This is a genomic window from Qipengyuania thermophila (assembly GCF_004153605.1).
GTDB lineage: Bacteria > Pseudomonadota > Alphaproteobacteria > Sphingomonadales > Sphingomonadaceae > Qipengyuania_B > Qipengyuania_B thermophila.
Genome location: NZ_SDSI01000005.1, coordinates 16,979 through 33,254, shown reverse-complemented (window position 1 = coordinate 33,254; position 16,276 = coordinate 16,979). Strand labels below are relative to the sequence as shown.

Here is a 16,276-nt window from a genome sequence, read left to right as displayed (position 1 = left end):
CCCATATCGCCGCCGCAGCAGCAGCAACGAGAGAACGATGGCCACCCACCACACCAAGATGCTCATCATCGGCTCCGGTCCCGCCGGACTGACCGCCGCGATCTACGGCGCGCGCGCCATGCTGGCGCCGATCGTGGTGCAGGGGCTGCAGCCGGGCGGGCAGCTGACGATCACCACGGACGTGGAAAACTACCCCGGCTTTGCCGACGTGATCCAGGGTCCGTGGCTGATGCAGCAGATGCAGGCCCAGGCCGAGCACGTGGGCGCGCGGATGGTGTGGGACACCATTGTCAGGGTCGATCTGACCAACGGCAGTCCGTTCCGGGCCGTCGGCGACAGCGGGGACGAGTACATCGCCGACACGGTGGTCATCTCCACCGGCGCGCAGGCCAAGTGGCTGGGCGTGCCGGGCGAGATGGAGCTGAACGGCAAGGGGGTGTCCGCCTGTGCCACCTGCGACGGCTTTTTCTACCGCGGCAGGAAGGTTGCCGTCATCGGCGGCGGCAACACGGCGGTGGAGGAGGCGTTGTACCTCACCAACCACTCGGATGACGTGACGCTGATCCACCGGCGCGATTCGTTGAGGGCCGAGCGCATCCTTCAGGAACGGCTGCACGCCAATCCCAGGATCAAGGTGCTCTGGAACAAGGCGGTCGACAGCTTTGCCGGCGATCCTGCGGAAGGCGGGCTGACGCACCTGAACCTGCGCGACACGGTGACGGGCGAGACGAGCGCGCTGCCGGTCGACGGGGCGTTCGTGGCCATCGGCCATGCGCCGTCAACCGAGCTGTTCGCCGGTCAGCTGGAACTGCAGGACGGCTACATCGTGGTGGAGCCCGGCACGCCGCGAACCGCCATTCCCGGCGTCTTCGCCTGCGGCGACGTGATGGACCACATCTACCGCCAGGCGGTGACAGCGGCGGGGACCGGCTGCATGGCCGCGCTCGATGCGGAGCGTTTCCTGCAGGGGCTGGAGTTCGACCGGGAGACGGGGCACGCCGAGGCGGCGGAGTAGCAGCCGTTCAGAACACGGCCGCCACGGCCCGCGCGATCAGCGCCATGAGCACCAGCGTCGACAGGGCGAACAGGGCGAAGCGCAGCGGCACACGGTTGACGGTCGCCTGCACCAGCGAGTGGGCGACCCTCAGGGCGACATAGGCCCAGCCCAGCCACGCGCTCAGCCCGTCGCCGTAGCCGGTGAAGGCCAGCAGCAGCGCGACGGCGTAGAACAGCGTCGGGGCCTCGTGGAGATGGTTGTAGTTGTGCGCCTTCCACTGCACCTCGGCCGGCAGCGCCGCGTCCAGCGTGCGCGCCGTGTCCCCGCGGCCGAGCGCGGCCGGGTCGACGCCGGCGCGGGCCATCGCCGGAAGGCGCGTCGCATACATCCACACCCACATCACCATCGTCCATACGAGCAGCGCCGCCACGGGTTGCAGGACGGCCGCGCCGACCATGCCCGGCACGCTCATGCCAGCACCGTCGGGCCGGCGAAGACCGTGGCGGCGATGCAGCGCGCCGCGAGATAGATCAGCGCCAGCGTGGAGAGCAGGAACAGGGTGAACCGCACCGGCAGCGTGTTGACCGTGGCCTGCCAGACGGAATGCGCGATCCTGAGGCCGACATAGATCCACCCCATCAGCACGTCGCCCGGTGCCGCGCCGAGGATGGCGAGGATGATCACCGCCGGGTAGAAGATCGTCGGCTGCTCCATGAGGTGCATGTAGTTGTGCGCCTTCCAGTTCACCCGGTCGTCAAGCACCCCTTCCAGATCCTGTCCCCGTCCGCCGGGCCGTGCGGCGGCGAGGCCGCGCTGCATCTTGCGCATTCCGGCCCCGCGGGCACCGGCCATCCAGAACAGCATCACCAGCGACCACGCGATCAGCACCGCGGCCGGTGCGAGCATCTGCGCCTGCATCCTCGTTCTCCCCCTGTGTTCCCCCTGCTTCTACCGCTCCGCCGATCCCTCGGCCAGTGTGCGGGCGAAACTGTCCGCATCGGCGTTGCCGCCGGTCAGCATGATCACCGTGTCGGCGTCCAGCGGCACCTTGCCCGCCAGCGCCGCCGCCAGCGCGGCCGCGCCCCCCGGCTCCAGCACCAGCCGCAGGCGGGCGAAGGCGAAGCGCTGCGCCGCGCGCACCTCGTCATCGGTGACGGTCACGCCCGGCTCGATCCGCCCGCGCAGCAGAGCCAGATTCAGCGGCTTGGTCGCATCCGGGCGCAGCGCGTCGCAGATCGTCGCCGGCGCATCGGGCGGCGCGCGGACGATCGCGCCCGCGGCCACGGCGCGGGCGACCACGTCCCAGCCCTGCGGCTCGACCACATGGACCGCGCTGCCGGGGCAGGCGAGCGACAGTCCCGCCGCCAGCCCGCCGCCGCCGCAGCACACGACCAGCCGCGACGGCGCCCGCCCGAGCTGCGCCGCGATCTCCACGCCCGCGCTGCCCTGGCCCTCGATGACCCACGGATCGGCGAAGGCGTGGACCAGCACCGCGCCGCGCCGTCCGACTTCGCGCGCGGCCACCTCGTCACGGTCTTCCCCCGGCCGGTCGTACAGCACCAGTTCCGCCCCCAGCGCCGCCGTCGCCTCGAGCTTCACCCGCGGCGCGTCGCGCGGCATGACGATCGCCGCGCGAATGCCGAGGCGCCGGGCGGCCCAGGCAACGCCCTGCGCGTGATTGCCGCTCGACACGGCGATGACGCCGCGTGCCCGCTCCTCGGGCGCCAGGTTGGCGAGGCGCCACCACGCCCCCCGGATCTTGAACGAGCCGACGGGTTGCAGCACCTCGGCCTTCGTGTGCAGCCGCACGCCCCCGATCTCCACCGGCAGCAGCGGCGTGGGGGCAAGGAGCGCGGCGACCGCTTCGGCGGCGGCCTCGACTCCGGCGCGGGTCGGCAGACGCCCGCCGCTCACCGGCCGCGCCCCGATGCCGGAGACGGGCGCGGCCTGCGGTACGGGGAAGGACGGCAGCGGGCGGGCAGAGGGGCAGGGCAGGGCATGGCACCCGCTTGCCGCAATCCGCGGCCAGGGGAAAGGGCGCGGATACCTTGCCCGCCCGGCGCATTTGCGTAAGGGAACCGGGGAACAGCGCATCCCCGCTGGCGCGGGCTTTCGGAAGGATCGGGTAAAGGATGTCACGAGTTCTGGTGATCGGCGCCGGCGGCGTCAGCAGCGTGTGCGTGCACAAGATGGCCTTCAACCCGGACATCTTCACCGACATCCATCTCGCCAGCCGGACCAAGGCCAAATGCGATGCCATCGCCCGCTCGGTGAAGGAACGCGCCGGCGTCGACATCCACACCTACGAGGTCGACGCCGAGGAGGTGCCGGCCATGGTCAACCTCATCCGCCGGGTGCAGCCGTCGCTCGTCGTGAACCTCGCCCTGCCGTATCAGGACCTGCCGATCATGGACGCCTGTCTGGAAACGCGGGTCGATTACCTCGACACCGCCAACTACGAGCCGAAGGACGAGGCGAAGTTCGAATACAAGTGGCAGTGGGCCTATCACGACCGCTTCCGCGAGGCGGGCATCATGGCCCTGCTGGGCAGCGGGTTCGATCCCGGCGTCACCTCCGTCTTCACCATGTGGCTCAAGAAGCACAAGCTCAGGACCATCCGCCAACTCGACATCCTCGACTGCAACGGCGGCGACCATGGCCAGCACTTCGCCACCAACTTCAACCCGGAAATCAACATCCGCGAAGTGACCGCGCCCGCCCGCCATTGGGAGAACGGCCAGTGGGTCGAAACGCCCGCCATGCAGGTCAAAACCGAGTTCGACTTCGAGGGCGTGGGCAGGCGCAACGCCTATCTCATGTATCACGAGGAGCTGGAAAGCCTGGCGAAGTTCGTGCCCGAACTGGAACGGGCGCGGTTCTGGATGACCTTCGGCGACCAGTACATCACCCACCTCACCGTGCTGCAGAACGTCGGCATGACCTCGATCGAGCCGGTGGCGTTCCAGGGGCGCGAGATCATCCCGCTGCAATTCCTCGCCGCCGTGCTGCCCAAGCCGGAAACGCTGGGGGAGACGACGAAGGGCAAGACCAACATCGGCGTCATCGCCACCGGCGAGGCGCTGGACGGGTCGGGCGAGAAGACGTTCTACATCAACAACATCTGCGACCACGAAGACGCGTTCCGGGAAACCGGCAACCAGGCGGTCAGCTACACCACCGGCGTTCCGGCGATGATCGGCAGCGCGCTGATGGTGCAGGGCATCTGGCGCGGTGAGGGCGTGTTCAACATCGAGCAGCTCGATCCCGATCCGTTCATGGACATGCTGAACGCCCACGGCCTGCCGTGGCAGGTCAAGGAACTCGACGGACCGGTGCCGTTCTGATGCAGCCGGGCTGGGTGCTGTGGACGCCGGTGGCGCTGCTCGCCGGGTCCAACGTGCTGATGAACCTTGCCTGGTATGGCCACCTCAAGACGCCGGGCCGGGCGCTGTGGGCGGCCGTTCTCGTGGCGTGGGGGATTGCCTTCTTCGAATACTGCCTTGCCGTGCCGGCCAACCGCATCGGCGCGGCCGCCTATTCGCTGGCCGAGCTGAAGACCATCCAGGAAGTGCTGTCGCTGTCGACCTTCGTGCTCGTCGCCTGGGCGCTGTTCGGAGAGCGGCCGGGGCCGAGCCAGCTGCTGGGCTTCGCCTTCATCGCCGCCGGCGCCTTCCTCGTGTTTAAGGCGCCGCTCGGGTGACAGGAACCTCGACGGGCGCGGCGGTGCGCGTCCTTGGCGCCGTGGGCGCCGTTGCCGCGCTCATGACCGCGTGCACCGCATCGCCCCCGCGCGAGGCGCCTGCGCGGCTGGCGGTCGATGACCGCTGGCTCCAGCTCTCCTCCGCCGACGCTTTCGGCGAGGTGAGCGCGCTCGACATCGACGGTCATGGCCATCTGTTCGTGCTGCACCGCGCCGGCCGTCCTTGGGTCGAGCCGTTTCCCGAGGCGCCTATTCCGCAGCCGACCGTGCACATGTTCGATGCGGCGAGCGGGGCGCTGCTGGCGCGCTGGGGTGCCGGCGAGATGGTCATGCCGCACGGTCTTTCGGTCGACGCGGAGGATGCGGTGTGGATCACCGATGTCGCCCGCGAACAGGTGCTGAAGTTCTCGCACGAGGGTCGTCTGGAGCTGGCTCTCGGCGTGCGCGGACGCGCGGGAACGGGCGCGGCGGGGTTCGGACGTCCTGCCGATGTGGCCTTTGACGGCGACCGGGTGCTGGTCGCCGACGGATACGTCAACGACCGCGTGGCGGTGTTCGACCGCTCCGGACGCTATGTGGAGGAGTGGCGCGGCGACGGGCTGCTGGACCTTCCCCATGCGATCGCCGCCGACGGCGGGCGAGTGCTGGTCGCCGACCGCGAGCACGGTCGGGTGCAGGTGTTCGCGGCCGACGGCCGGCCGCTTGAACGCTGGGAGGCGCCCGGCCGCGGGCATGTCTATGCCGTCCGGCCGCTGCCCGACGGGCGGGTCGTGACGCTGGAGGGGCGCGACAGGGAGAACCGGACGGGAGCCATCCTGCGGGTCCGCTCGCCGCGCGGCGACCTGCTTGCCAGCTACGATGTCGGCCTTGCCGGAGAGAAAGCGAGCCTTGGCCACGATCTCGCTGCGGGCCCCGACGGGACGCTCTACATGGCGGACCATCGCGGCAACCGGGTGGTGCGGTTCCGCCTTCCGGAAACAGGGGAACGCTGATGGAAACCAGAGCCGGCGATCCGGGCGCCTTTGCCCGCTTCGACTTGTCGCGCGTCGACTCGCCCGCCTTCGTGGTGGACGCGGCACGCCTTCGGGCCAATCTGCGCGTGCTTGCCGACATCCGCGACGCGGCGGACTGCAAGGTGCTGCTGGCGCTCAAGGCGTTCTCCATGTGGAGCGTTGCGCCCCTGATCGGCGAGTATCTCGACGGGGTGTGCACCTCGGGCCTGTGGGAGGCGCGTCTGGCGTCCGAGTTCTACGACGGCGAGATTTCGACCTACTGCGCCGCCTACAAGCCGGGCGACCTGCCGGAGATCTGCCGCCTGTCGGACCATGTCATCTTCAATTCGCCGGGCCAGATGCGCCGCTCGGCCGTCATCCTCGACCAGGCACGCAGCGAGGGGCAGCGGTTCGATGTCGGCCTGCGCGTCAATCCGCAGGTGCCGACCGGCGAGGTGCCGCGCTACGATCCGTCCTCGCCCGGTTCGCGGCTGGGCTTTCCCCTCGACCAGCTCACGCCGGAGGCGATGGAAGGGGTGGAGGGCATCCATTTCCACAATCTGTGCGAGCAGGACCTGGAGCCGCTGCTGCGCACCTGGGACGCGGTGTTCGACGCCATCGAGCCGTATTTCGGCCAGCTCAAATGGATCAACATGGGGGGCGGGCATCACATCACCCGCGCCGACTACCAGCGCGAGGAGCTGGTCGAGTTCCTGCGCGACGCGCGGGAGGATACGGGCGCCGACATCTACCTCGAACCGGGCGAGGCGGTGGCGCTGGACGCGGGCATCCTCGTCGGCACCCTGCTCGACGTGGGCTACAACGGGCAGAGGGTGGCGATCACCGACATCTCGGCCACCTGCCACATGCCCGACGTGATCGAGGCGCCCTACCGCCCGGCCATGCTGGGCGAGGTCGATCCGCCGGGCGCCGGCGGCGCGGCGGAAGGCGCGGACCTGCTGGAGCGGCCCGGCGCTTCGGGTGCGGGCGGCGCGGTGCGGCTGGGCGGGCCGTCCTGCCTCGCGGGCGACGTGATCGGCGACTATCATTTGCCGGTGCCGGCCGAGCCGGGCAGCCGGATCGCCTTTCTCGACCAGGCGCATTATTCGATGGTCAAGACCAACACCTTCAACGGGGTGCCGCTTCCCTCGATCTGGCTGTGGGACAGCGACACGGATGCGCTCGAGCAGGTCAAGGCGTTCGGCTACGAGGACTTCCGCGACAGGTTGAGCTGAGCGGCGAGGCAGCCCCTTCGCGCCTTGGCGGCGCAAATCGCCGCCGGGGGTGCGCACGGGTTTCCTTTTTCAGTTGCGATTAACGGGGCGGGCCTTATATGCCCGCTTCCGCTGCCCCAGGGGACTTCCTTACCGCAAGGCAGCTTTGTCGCACTGAACCGTAGGGGGTCCCTTGAGTTGCACGAGTATCCTGACGCCCGGTCCGTAGTCCGCGCCCTCCGGCCGGACGAGCCCGTGATCCTGAACCGCCCGCACGCCGCCGCGCGCGCCGCCCGCTTCTTCGTGGAGAAGTTCCCGGGGCGGGTGCTCTATGCGGTCAAGGCGAACCCGTCGCCCGATCTGCTGCGGGTGCTGTGGGCCAACGGGGTGACGCATTACGACGTCGCCTCGATCGCCGAGGTGCGTCTCGTCGCCGCCACGCTGCCGGAGGCGGAGCTGTGCTTCATGCACCCGGTGAAGGCGCCGTCCGCCATCCGCGAGGCCTATCACGAACACGGTTGCCGCACCTTCACCCTCGACACGCCCGAGGAGCTGGAGAAGATCGTCGACGCCTGCCGCGACAGTCAGGGCAATCCCGCGACCGATCTGCGCCTGCTCGTCCGGCTGCGCGTCTCGTCCGAATATTCCGAGCTGAGCCTCGCGGCCAAGTTCGGCTGCGATCTGGCCGATGCCGGACCGCTGCTTCAGCAGACGCGCCAGCATTGCGACTGGCTGGGCGTGTGCTTCCACGTCGGCAGCCAGGCGATGACGCCGTTCGCCTATGTGCAGGCGCTGGAGCGGACCCGCGTGGCGATCACGGCGGCGTCGGTGGTCATCGACATGGTCGATGTCGGCGGCGGCTTTCCGTCGGTTTATCCGGGCATGGAGCCGCCGCCGCTGGAGGATTACTTCGCCATCATCCACCGCCAGTTCGAAGCGCTGCCGATCGCCTACAACGCCGAGCTGTGGTGCGAGCCGGGGCGGGCGCTGGCGGCGGAGTACAACTCGCTGATCGTGCGGGTGGAAAAGCGGCGCGGCAACGAGCTGTACATCAACGACGGCGCCTATGGCGCGCTGTTCGATGCGGCCCACATCGCGTGGAAGTTTCCGGTCGCGGCGCTGGAGGATGACCTCATCGACCCGGAGGAGGACTTCTCCTTCTACGGGCCGACCTGCGACGATGCGGACTTCATGAAGGGGCCGTTCCCGCTGCCCGGCGACATCCAGGCCGGCGACTACATCGAGATCGGCATGCTGGGCGCCTATGGTGCGGCGATGAAGACGGCCTTCAACGGCTTCGGCGCGGCGGCGCACATCGTCGTCACCGACGAGCCGATGGCCAGCCTCTACGACGGCAGCCGCGTGCGGCCGGTGGCGGACAACGTCGTCAGCCTGCGCTGAACCGGCGGCGAGGGTCCGGCGCGGGCCGTCGCCGCTCCGGTAGCGCTTGCCAAGCACCGCGCGTTCCGGAAAGACTGCGCGGCGACGCGGTCTGATGGAGGCGAACGAACATGCGCGGACCAATCGTGGTGGGAACCGACCTGCAGCCGCGGGCCGACCGGGCGGTCGACCGCGCGCTCCAGCTGGGGGCGCAGTGGGGGACGGAGGTGGTGGTGGTGCACGCCGCCCACCCCGACGAGGACCGCGAGCGGACCGAGCAGCGGGTCCGCGACTCGCTGCCACACGGCGCCGACGGAGTCCGTCTCCACATCGGGACCGGCGATCCGGCGGACCTCATCTGCGCCGCCGCCACGCAGGCGGGGGCGAGCCTCATCGTGCTGGGCGTGGCGCGCTACAATTCGTTCCTCGACTACGTGCTCGGCTCGACCGTCGACCAGGTCCTGCGCCGGACCGACGCGCCGGTGCTGGTGGTCAAGCAGCGGCCGCGCGGCGAATACCGGCGCATCCTTGGCACCACCGACCTTCACGGACCATCGCGCATCGCGCTCGACCACGCCGTCTCCCTGTTTCCGGACCAGCGGATCGGGCTGCTGCATGCCTGGTTCCTGCCGTTTGACGGGTGGCAGAGCGGCGACGAGGCGCGCGAGCGGATGCGCGTGGCCGAGCAGAAAGTGTTCGACGAATTCCTCGACACCCTGTCGCCGCAGACGCGGGCGGCGGTCGAACCGCAGCTCGCCTATGGTCCGCCGCTCACCGCGCTGCAGGACGCGGTGGAGCGCGGCCGGGTCGATCTGGTGGTGATCGGATCGCACGGGGAGGGCGCGCTGCGCCGGGCAACGATCGGCAGCACGGCGGGCGACCTGCTGCGCAGCCTGCCCGTCGACATCCTCCTCGTCACGCCGAAGCGCTGAACCCGCGACGGCCGCGCGCGGCCCTGCTCGCTAGCGCAGCAGCTGTCCGGCAGGCTCGGCGTCCACCTTGAGGGTGCCGGCCTGCGGCAGCCGGCTCTCGGCTTCGGGAGAGGGCGTGGCGGCCGGTGCCGTTTCCGACCGGCTCCTGCGCGCCGTCGGGGCGCTTGCTGTCCCCGCGGCCGTTCCCGGCAGACAGGTTCCCGGAGGCGCGGCGGGGAACATGGCGCAGTCGTAGAACACCGTCTCGCGCCGCCCTGTGCTGCCCGGCGCGTAGGAGAACCGCAGCTGACGGCGCGCGTCGGCCGACAGCGGCAGCGTGTCCGGTGCCGCTGCGGCGCTGTTCCAGCCATACACTTGGCACGCCGCCTCGCCCGCGCAGAGCGCCTGGCCGCGGGCGAGCAGCGCCGCCGGTCGGTCGCCTGCGCCGACCAGCAGATAATGGACCCCCGGATTGGGAGAGCGCAGCCCGCCTGCCGCCGACGGGGCCGCTTCCTCGGCCAGCGCGAGCGTTCCTTCGCCCGCCGCTGCGCCAGCCGCCAGCAACTGGGTCAGGTCCACCCGCTCGACCGCCGCCGCGTTCAGGCGCAGGGCGGCCGGATCGGGTTCGCCGCCGCTGTAGCGCTGCGTCCAGGCGGCGGTGGTGCCGAAATGGCCGCGCCAGCGGAAGAACAGGTGCGTGCGCACCTGCGCGATTTTGTCGAGCTTGGGACTCCACCAGGGGAAGACCCAGTCGGTGTGGTAGTGCGTCGCGTTGCCCACCGGCGCATACACCGCGCCGGCCAGCATCTCGTCGGCGCGCTGCCGCGCGGCGCGCCATGCGGCGGCGGAATAGATCCGGGCCAGCGAACCGTCGCAGGTGAAGGTGAACTGGCATCCCGTGGCCCTTTCGGACCCCTGGAACACGACGCCGCACACCGTGGGCGCAAAGGCCGGGTGGCGGACGCGGTTCAGGATCACCTGCATCACGGCGCGCTGATCCGCGTCGCCGCCCCCGGCTTCGGCCATGCCGGCGAGCGCGAGGCATTCGCGCGCGCGCACCCGGTCCGCCTCGCTGCCGCGGAAGCGGAACGCCGGCGCCGGCGCCAGCCAGCTGGCCGCAAAGGGCACGCGGGCATTCTGCGCCCGCGCATCGTCGGGAGGAAGCTGCGACAGGATGACCGCATCGTCCTCTGCCGATGCGGGCAGGGCGGCAAGCTCCGGCGACAGGGGCGGCGCGAGCGCCGGCGCGACATCGGCGGGTGCGCTGCCCGCAGTCCGCTCGGCCGTCGCAAGGGCGCGATCGCCGCGGCCGAGAGTCACCGCCACGGCGAACAGCGCGGCGAGGGCGAGCAGCACGCCGTAGAGCGGCAGGTCATTGCGGAGTGCGAGTGTCATGCGAGAGTTCGGGCGCGCCGTGGCAGCGTGGCCCCCAGCGGGCCGCACCCGCTCAATAGCTCAACCCGCCGCTTCGTTCCACATCGGCCGCAGACCGTGCCCGTTTCGGTACAGAACGCCGCCTGCCCGGGGCACGCGATGCGCGGTTGCCGCACTTAGCGGCGCGATGGTCCCCCTGCGTCGCCCTGTCGCCGGAGCCGCCTCAGGCAGCCTGTCTGAGTCCCAGACCCAGCCGGTCCCAGATTTCCGTCAGCGCCGCGACGAGATCGCGCATCATCGTCTCGTCATGCGCCGGACCGGGCGTGAAGCGGAGCCGTTCGGTGCCGCGCGGCACGGTGGGGAAGTTGATCGGCTGAACATAGACGCCGTATTCGGCCAGCAGGATGTCGCTGATCCGCTTGGCCCGCACCGGGTCGCCCACCATCAGCGGCACGATGTGCGTCGTCGACGGCATCACGGGCAGCCCGGCGGCCCGCATCAGCCGCTTGAGCGTGGCGGCGTTCGCCTGCTGCGCATCGCGTTCCGCGCTCGACTGCTTGAGATGGCGCACGCTCGCCAGGACGCCGGCGGCCAGCACCGGCGACAGCGAGGTGGTGAAGATGAAGCCGGGCGCGTAGGAGCGGATGCAGTCCACGATCCGCGTGTCGGCCGCGATGTAGCCGCCCATCACCCCGAACGCCTTGCCCAACGTGCCCTCGATGATGTCGACCCGGTGCGCGGCGCCGTCGCGTTCGGTGATGCCGCCGCCATGGTCGCCATACATGCCGACCGCGTGCACCTCGTCGATGTAGGTCAGCGCGTTGTGCTTTTCCGCGAGGTCGCAGATGGCGTGGATCGGCGCGACGTCCCCGTCCATCGAATACACGCTTTCGAAGGCGATCAGCTTGGCGGCGGCCGGATCGGCTTCGGCCAGCAGCTGTTCGAGATGGTCGAGGTCGTTGTGGCGGAACACCCGCTTCTCGCAGCCGGCGTTGCGGATGCCCGCGATCATGCTGGCATGGTTCAGCTCGTCCGAGAAGACGATGCAGCCGGGCAGCAGCTTGGCGAGGGTGGACAGCGTCGCCTCGTTCGAGACGTAGCCGGACGTGAACAGCAGCGCGGCCTGCTTGCCGTGCAGGTCGGCAAGCTCGCGTTCCAGTTCGACGTGGTAATGGGTGTTGCCGCCGATGTTGCGGGTGCCGCCCGATCCGGCGCCGACGTCGTGCAGCGCCTCCTCCATGGCGGCGATGACCTTGGGATGCTGCCCCATGGCGAGATAGTCGTTGGAGCACCACACGGTGATCGGCTTGGGCCCGTTGTGCCCGGCGAAGCAGCGCGCGTTGGGGTAGGCGCCCTTGTTGCGCAGGATGTCGATGAAGACGCGGTAGCGCCCCTCGGCATGCAGCCGGTCGATCGCCTTGTCGAAGATCTGCTCGTAATTCACGCATTGTCCCGCCGCTGCGCCGGTCGCCTGCGACCCTGCGCTTGACCTTTGTGCAGATAATGCCTTCACCGTGCGAACGCCACGACGATGTTTGCGAACGACTCGCAGCGGCGGGGGATCAGAACAGCGCCGGCGGCGCGAACCCCCGGGCCGACAGGGCCGGGGCGTAGCGGGCCAGCGTCGCCGCGTCGCCGGTGGCAACGAAGCGCGGCGGGGCGGCGGCGAAGGGCTGGCCGCGGGTCAGGTCGGCGATCCGGCGCGCGATGCCCGCCGCCCCGTCGACGAAGCGCACCTCCGGGCCGAGCGCCGCCTGCAACGCGCCCGACAGCAGGGGGAAATGCGTGCAGGCCAGAACCACGGTGTCCATGTGCGCGCCGCCCGGCTGAGCCCGCAGTCTGGCAACCGCGGCGGCGACCGTGTCCTGCGGCACCGCCTCGCCGCGCAGCGACGCCTCGGCCGCCAGCACCAGCTCGGGAGCGGCGTGGCGGAGCAGCAGCGTGCCGCGGCCGTGTTCGGCGTGCAGCCGGTCGACATAGGGCTGGCGGATGGTGGCGGCCGTGCCGAGCAGCCCCACGACCCCGCTGCGCGATGCCGCGGCGGCCGGCTTGATGGCCGGGACGGTGCCGACAACCGGAATGGCCAGCACGTCGCGGACCATCGACAGCGCGATGGTCGAGGCGGTGTTGCAGGCGATGCAGGCGAGGCGCGGCTGAAAGCGCTCGCTCATCCGGCCGAGAAGGCCGCACACCCGCGCGGCGATCTCCGCTTCGGACTTGTCGCCATAGGGCAGCCCGGCGAAATCCGCGGCATAGAGGACCGGCGCCTCCGGCAGCACCGCGCGCAGCGCATCGTGGATGGTGAGGCCGCCGACGCCGGAATCGAGAATGAGGATGGGCGCGGCGGGGTTCACGGGAGCGGTGCCTGCCCGCTCCCGTGCGCGCCGTCAACGCGCCGGTGTGCTCCCGCCCGCCGCCCGGGCGCCGAGGAGGGGCAGGCCGCGCCGGAACTCCTCCCGCGAGATCCGCCCGTCGCCGTCCGCGTCGAGGGCGGCGAGGCCGCTTTCGGCCGTCGGCGGGGCTGCGTCCGGCCCGGCCACGCGGACAAGCCTCAGGTGCGCGCCGCCGATCTCGCCGGAATCAAGCATGCCGGACCCGTCGCGGTCGAGGCGGTCGAACACCCGGTCGAGGGCGGCGTTGACGTCGCCGGGCGCGGCGGTGCGCCGGTCGATGGTGACGATTTCCGGGCCGCGCGCCGGCGGAGCCGGAGCATCGGCGGTGGCGACGGCCAGCGCGGCGAGGGTGAGAGCGATCATGATCAAGGCTCCTGCGATCCAGAGGGGCCGGCGGGCGGGCAGGGACGGCCGCCCCGCGCCGGTGCCGGTCTGCGCAGGGTCGTCCTGTTCGCCAGTTGCCGCCAGCTCCGGCGGACCGGAGGCGGTCCGGCCATACCCTTCGGCCTCGGCGAGCAGCCGCGCCGCCTCGAGCGAGGTGGCGACCCCCAGCTTCTGCCGCGCCGATTTGAGCCGCTTTTCCACCGCGTGATGCGAGATGCCGAGATCAAGGGCGATCTCCTTGGCGGTCGCGTGATCCCGCCAGCGGCGGAGGCATTCGCGCTCCTTCGCGGTCAGGCGGGCGGCGGCCCGCGCGGCGTCGGGTGACGGTGACGGCACGCGCCTGCTGTAAGCGCGCGGCACGCCGCGGTGAGCGGCGGTCGGCTGGTACCTCCATTGCGGCGGCAGTTGCCGCTGGCCGGGCGGTGCCCTGTTGCTCTAAGGGTGAGGAGATGACGACCTCCCTCGACTGGCTGCTCGCGGCGCTGCTCGGCTATGCGCTCGGCTCGATCCCTTTCGGCCTGATCCTGACGCGGCTGGCGGGGCTGGGCGATGTGCGCGCCATCGGCAGCGGGAACATCGGCGCCACCAACGTCCTGCGCACGGGCAACAAGGGGCTGGCGGCGGCGACCCTGCTGCTCGACGGGCTGAAGGGATTTGCGGCCGTGTGGCTGGCCTGGCGGCTGTTCCCCGACGCGGCCGGGTTCGCCGCGCTGGGCGCGGTGCTGGGCCATTGCTTTCCGGTGTGGCTCGGCTTCAAGGGCGGCAAGGGGGTGGCGACGACGGCGGGGGTGTGCTTCGGCCTCGCCCTGCCGGTGGGGGTGGCCTATGCGCTCGCCTGGCTGGGCGCGCTGGCCGTTTTCCGCATCTCCAGCGTGGCCGGCATGCTGGCGGTGATCGCCGCGCCGGCGGCGGCGGCCGTGCTGGCACGGTGGGACCTGGTGCCGGTGCTGGCCGCCATCGCGGTGATCGTGATCCTGCTCCACCGCGCCAACATCGCCCGGCTGATGCGCGGCGAGGAACCGAAGGTGGGCGCGGGCAAGTGACGCTGACCCAGGCGGAGGCGTTCGCCCGTCTCACGCTGCTGCGCTCGCCCCGCATCGGCCCCATCTCCTTCCGCCAGCTCCTCGCGCGCTTTGGCACGGCGGAAGCGGCGCTGGAGGCGCTGCCGGAGATCGGCGGGCGCGGCGGGCAGCCCTACCGCGCCGCGCCGCCCGAACAGATCGAGGCGGAGGTCGCCGCCATCCGGCGGGCGGGCGCGAAATACCTGTTCCACGACCAGCCGGACTACCCCCGCCTGCTGGCCGAGGTCGACAGCGCCCCGCCGATCATCACCTATCGCGGCGATCTGGCGCTCGCGGACGCGCCCTGCGTCGCCATCGTCGGGGCGCGCAATTGCAGCGCGGCGGCGGTGAAGCTGGCGCGCGATTTTGCGAGCGGACTGGCCGGGGAGGGGTTCACGATCGTCTCCGGCCTCGCCCGCGGGATCGACGGGGCGGCGCATGAGGGCGCGCTGCCGCGCACCGTGGGCGTCATCGCCAGCGGCATCGACATCGCCTACCCGCCGCAGCATGGCGAGTTGCAGGAGCGGATCGCGGCCGAGGGGCTGCTGATCGCCGAACAGCCGCCGGGGACCGAGCCGCGCGGCAGCCAGTTCCCCAGCCGCAACCGCATCATCGCCGGCCTGTCGTCCGGCACGCTGGTGGTGGAGGCCGCGCCGCAGTCCGGTTCGCTGATCACCGCGCGCCTCGCCGGCGAGTTCGGGCGCGAGGTGATGGCGATCCCCGGCTCGCCGCTGGACGGCCGTTCGGCCGGCTGCAACCAGCTGATCCGCGACGGCGCGGTGCTGGTGCAGTCGGTGGCGGACGTGGTGGAACTGCTCAGCGGCTTCGACGGCGCGCCGCGGTCGTCGGTGCGGGAGATGGCGGGAACGGGGTTCGACGCCGCGCCGGAGGAGTGGGCGGAGGCAGAACCCGCGGATGTGGAGCGCCTGCTGTCAGGCGCGCCGGTGGCGGTGGACGAACTGGTGCGGCAATCGGGGGCGGGAGCGGCGGCGGTGCAGCTGGCCTTGCTGGAACTGGAGGTTGCGGGAAGGCTGGAGCGGCATGCCGGGGGGCGGGTGAGTTTGTTGTGAGTGTTTCGGGACGGCGCACAAAGAGCGAGCAAGTGACAGCCGTTCTAATTAGCGCGCTCACGGCCTTGCTCTGCCTCGCCTTTCTGCTGCCGAGAGAAGCTGATCCCGAAGTTATCGGTGAATGGCCCGGCTTGGCGCTTCTCGCATTACTCGCTGCTTTGGTTCTGTCGGCGTTCATGTTGCCGTCCGCGGTGGCCTGCCTCACGCGACAGGAACAGTTGCATGAGAATGGCTGGCGAGACTTAGCGGATCGATTTGTGCCGATTTCGGTGTGGCTGGCGGTCGCCTACCTCGTCTTGTTCTAGAGCAAACATCATGGGGTGCTCGTCACCTACTGGCCGTCTCAGCGACAGCCAGGATCTGCATCAGCAGAACTCCGGCCTCATCCGTCACCCCGGACTTGATCCGGGGTCCCGCTTCTTGGTCATACCAGTGGGTCGAACAAGTCGCACCACTCGGGGTTGGCTTGTTCGATCAGGTCGAATTTCCACGCCCGCTGCCAGCGTTTCAGGCGCTTCTCGTGGGCAATAGCATCTTCGATAGTGTCACAGTGATCCGCCCAGACGAGGCGGCGCAGGTTGTAGCGTTTGCAGAACTCGGAACCGTTTCCCTGCCGGTGCTGTGTCACGCGCGTCGCCAGATTGGCAGTTATTCCGACGTACATCGTGCCGCGGTAGCGGTCGGCCATGATGTAGACCCAGCCGCCGCGTTTTGCTCGATCCATTTGCGCGTAAACTCAAGAAGCGTCACCCCGGATCAAGTCCGGGGTGACGGCTAGTTTGATAAGCCAAAACACTAAC

The 16,276-nt window shown here is 70.4% G+C and carries 18 protein-coding genes; 10 read left to right on the top strand and 8 right to left on the bottom strand.

Going from position 1 to position 16,276, the window contains the following annotated elements; all coding sequences use genetic code 11:
* Positions 1-37 precede the first annotated feature (37 nt).
* Positions 38-1,015 carry a thioredoxin-disulfide reductase gene (trxB, locus tag ETO60_RS09650; RefSeq protein ID WP_130005153.1) on the top strand — a complete coding sequence of 326 codons (978 nt, stop codon included), beginning with the start codon at positions 38-40 and terminating at the stop codon, positions 1,013-1,015.
* 7 nt (positions 1,016-1,022) lie between these two features.
* On the opposite strand, the gene ETO60_RS09645 is transcribed toward trxB, so the two are convergent.
* The 3 genes from ETO60_RS09645 to ETO60_RS09635 are packed head-to-tail and all read right to left on the bottom strand — an operon-like array spanning position 1,023 to position 2,911.
* On the bottom strand, positions 1,023-1,469 hold the full coding sequence (locus ETO60_RS09645) for an MAPEG family protein (protein ID WP_390612770.1): 447 nt from the start codon (positions 1,467-1,469) through the stop codon (positions 1,023-1,025).
* Complete coding sequence (locus ETO60_RS09640) at positions 1,466-1,915, bottom strand: MAPEG family protein (protein WP_130005151.1); 450 nt, start codon at positions 1,913-1,915, stop codon at positions 1,466-1,468. Before ETO60_RS09640 ends, ETO60_RS09645 begins: the two co-directional genes overlap by 4 nt.
* Before the next feature lie 30 nt (positions 1,916-1,945).
* A complete protein-coding gene (locus tag ETO60_RS09635; RefSeq protein WP_234026431.1) occupies positions 1,946-2,911 on the bottom strand; it encodes a threonine ammonia-lyase in 966 nt (321 codons plus the stop codon).
* Positions 2,912-3,129: 218 nt separating this feature from the next.
* Between ETO60_RS09635 and ETO60_RS09630 the strand changes: the two genes are divergently transcribed.
* From ETO60_RS09630 to ETO60_RS09605, 6 genes are all read left to right on the top strand, one after another.
* The gene (locus tag ETO60_RS09630) at positions 3,130-4,341 is read left to right on the top strand and encodes a saccharopine dehydrogenase family protein (RefSeq protein WP_130005147.1); all 1,212 of its coding nucleotides are present in this window, start codon (positions 3,130-3,132) and stop codon (positions 4,339-4,341) included.
* Entirely contained in the window at positions 4,341-4,697 is a 357-nt protein-coding gene (locus ETO60_RS09625) for a DMT family protein (protein ID WP_130005145.1), read from the top strand. The genes ETO60_RS09630 and ETO60_RS09625 overlap by 1 nt, the downstream gene beginning before the upstream one ends.
* Positions 4,694-5,689, top strand: coding sequence for a peptidyl-alpha-hydroxyglycine alpha-amidating lyase family protein (locus ETO60_RS09620; protein ID WP_234026430.1), 996 nt, complete (start codon positions 4,694-4,696; stop codon positions 5,687-5,689). The genes ETO60_RS09625 and ETO60_RS09620 overlap by 4 nt, the downstream gene beginning before the upstream one ends.
* A complete protein-coding gene (locus ETO60_RS09615; RefSeq protein ID WP_130005143.1) occupies positions 5,689-6,924 on the top strand; it encodes a carboxynorspermidine decarboxylase in 1,236 nt (411 codons plus the stop codon). The genes ETO60_RS09620 and ETO60_RS09615 overlap by 1 nt, the downstream gene beginning before the upstream one ends.
* Positions 6,925-7,101: 177 nt before the next feature.
* Complete coding sequence (locus ETO60_RS09610) at positions 7,102-8,304, top strand: type III PLP-dependent enzyme (protein WP_130005141.1); 1,203 nt, start codon at positions 7,102-7,104, stop codon at positions 8,302-8,304.
* 110 nt (positions 8,305-8,414) lie between these two features.
* Positions 8,415-9,215 (top strand): universal stress protein, encoded by an 801-nt coding sequence (locus ETO60_RS09605; protein WP_130005139.1) that lies wholly within the window; start codon positions 8,415-8,417, stop codon positions 9,213-9,215.
* Positions 9,216-9,245: 30 nt separating this feature from the next.
* Here the strand turns inward: ETO60_RS09605 and ETO60_RS09600 are convergent, their stop codons facing one another.
* From ETO60_RS09600 to ETO60_RS09585, 4 genes are all read right to left on the bottom strand, one after another.
* Positions 9,246-10,589 (bottom strand): cell wall hydrolase, encoded by a 1,344-nt coding sequence (locus ETO60_RS09600; RefSeq protein ID WP_130005137.1) that lies wholly within the window; start codon positions 10,587-10,589, stop codon positions 9,246-9,248.
* A gap of 202 nt (positions 10,590-10,791) precedes the next feature.
* Entirely contained in the window at positions 10,792-12,012 is a 1,221-nt protein-coding gene (gene hemA / locus ETO60_RS09595) for a 5-aminolevulinate synthase (RefSeq protein WP_130005135.1), read from the bottom strand.
* 118 nt (positions 12,013-12,130) lie between these two features.
* Entirely contained in the window at positions 12,131-12,922 is a 792-nt protein-coding gene (gene murI, locus ETO60_RS09590; RefSeq protein ID WP_130005133.1) for a glutamate racemase, read from the bottom strand.
* A gap of 33 nt (positions 12,923-12,955) precedes the next feature.
* Positions 12,956-13,681: a LuxR C-terminal-related transcriptional regulator gene (locus ETO60_RS09585; RefSeq protein WP_130005131.1), complete on the bottom strand. Its 726-nt coding sequence runs from the start codon at positions 13,679-13,681 to the stop codon at positions 12,956-12,958.
* Between the two features lie 113 nt (positions 13,682-13,794).
* On the opposite strand from ETO60_RS09585, the gene plsY reads away from it, so the two are divergent.
* Genes plsY through ETO60_RS09570 form a run of 3 tightly spaced genes read left to right on the top strand, consistent with a single transcriptional unit; the run spans position 13,795 to position 15,781 of the window.
* Positions 13,795-14,388 carry a glycerol-3-phosphate 1-O-acyltransferase PlsY gene (plsY, locus tag ETO60_RS09580; protein WP_130005129.1) on the top strand — a complete coding sequence of 198 codons (594 nt, stop codon included), beginning with the start codon at positions 13,795-13,797 and terminating at the stop codon, positions 14,386-14,388.
* Positions 14,385-15,476, top strand: coding sequence for a DNA-processing protein DprA (gene dprA / locus ETO60_RS09575; protein WP_130005127.1), 1,092 nt, complete (start codon positions 14,385-14,387; stop codon positions 15,474-15,476). Before plsY ends, dprA begins: the two co-directional genes overlap by 4 nt.
* A gap of 32 nt (positions 15,477-15,508) precedes the next feature.
* Complete coding sequence (locus tag ETO60_RS09570; protein ID WP_130005125.1) at positions 15,509-15,781, top strand: hypothetical protein; 273 nt, start codon at positions 15,509-15,511, stop codon at positions 15,779-15,781.
* Positions 15,782-15,900: 119 nt separating this feature from the next.
* Here ETO60_RS09570 and ETO60_RS09565 read toward each other — a convergent pair whose 3' ends face one another.
* Positions 15,901-16,200, bottom strand: a complete 300-nt coding sequence (locus ETO60_RS09565; RefSeq protein ID WP_130005123.1) for a GIY-YIG nuclease family protein — start codon at positions 16,198-16,200, stop codon at positions 15,901-15,903.
* Between the last annotated feature and the right edge of the window lie 76 nt (positions 16,201-16,276).

Bases quoted from the DNA above. Each gene is read 5' to 3' on its own strand.
- trxB (WP_130005153.1), top strand. From the start codon at position 38: ATGGCCACCCACCACACCAAGATGCTCATCATCGGCTCCGGTCCCGCC.
- ETO60_RS09645 (WP_390612770.1), bottom strand. From the start codon at position 1,469: ATGAGCGTGCCGGGCATGGTCGGCGCGGCCGTCCTGCAACCCGTGGCG.
- ETO60_RS09640 (WP_130005151.1), bottom strand. From the start codon at position 1,915: ATGCAGGCGCAGATGCTCGCACCGGCCGCGGTGCTGATCGCGTGGTCG.
- ETO60_RS09630 (WP_130005147.1), top strand. From the start codon at position 3,130: ATGTCACGAGTTCTGGTGATCGGCGCCGGCGGCGTCAGCAGCGTGTGC.
- ETO60_RS09625 (WP_130005145.1), top strand. From the start codon at position 4,341: ATGCAGCCGGGCTGGGTGCTGTGGACGCCGGTGGCGCTGCTCGCCGGG.
- ETO60_RS09615 (WP_130005143.1), top strand. From the start codon at position 5,689: ATGGAAACCAGAGCCGGCGATCCGGGCGCCTTTGCCCGCTTCGACTTG.
- ETO60_RS09605 (WP_130005139.1), top strand. From the start codon at position 8,415: ATGCGCGGACCAATCGTGGTGGGAACCGACCTGCAGCCGCGGGCCGAC.
- ETO60_RS09600 (WP_130005137.1), bottom strand. From the start codon at position 10,589: ATGACACTCGCACTCCGCAATGACCTGCCGCTCTACGGCGTGCTGCTC.
- plsY (WP_130005129.1), top strand. From the start codon at position 13,795: ATGACGACCTCCCTCGACTGGCTGCTCGCGGCGCTGCTCGGCTATGCG.
- ETO60_RS09565 (WP_130005123.1), bottom strand. From the start codon at position 16,200: ATGGATCGAGCAAAACGCGGCGGCTGGGTCTACATCATGGCCGACCGC.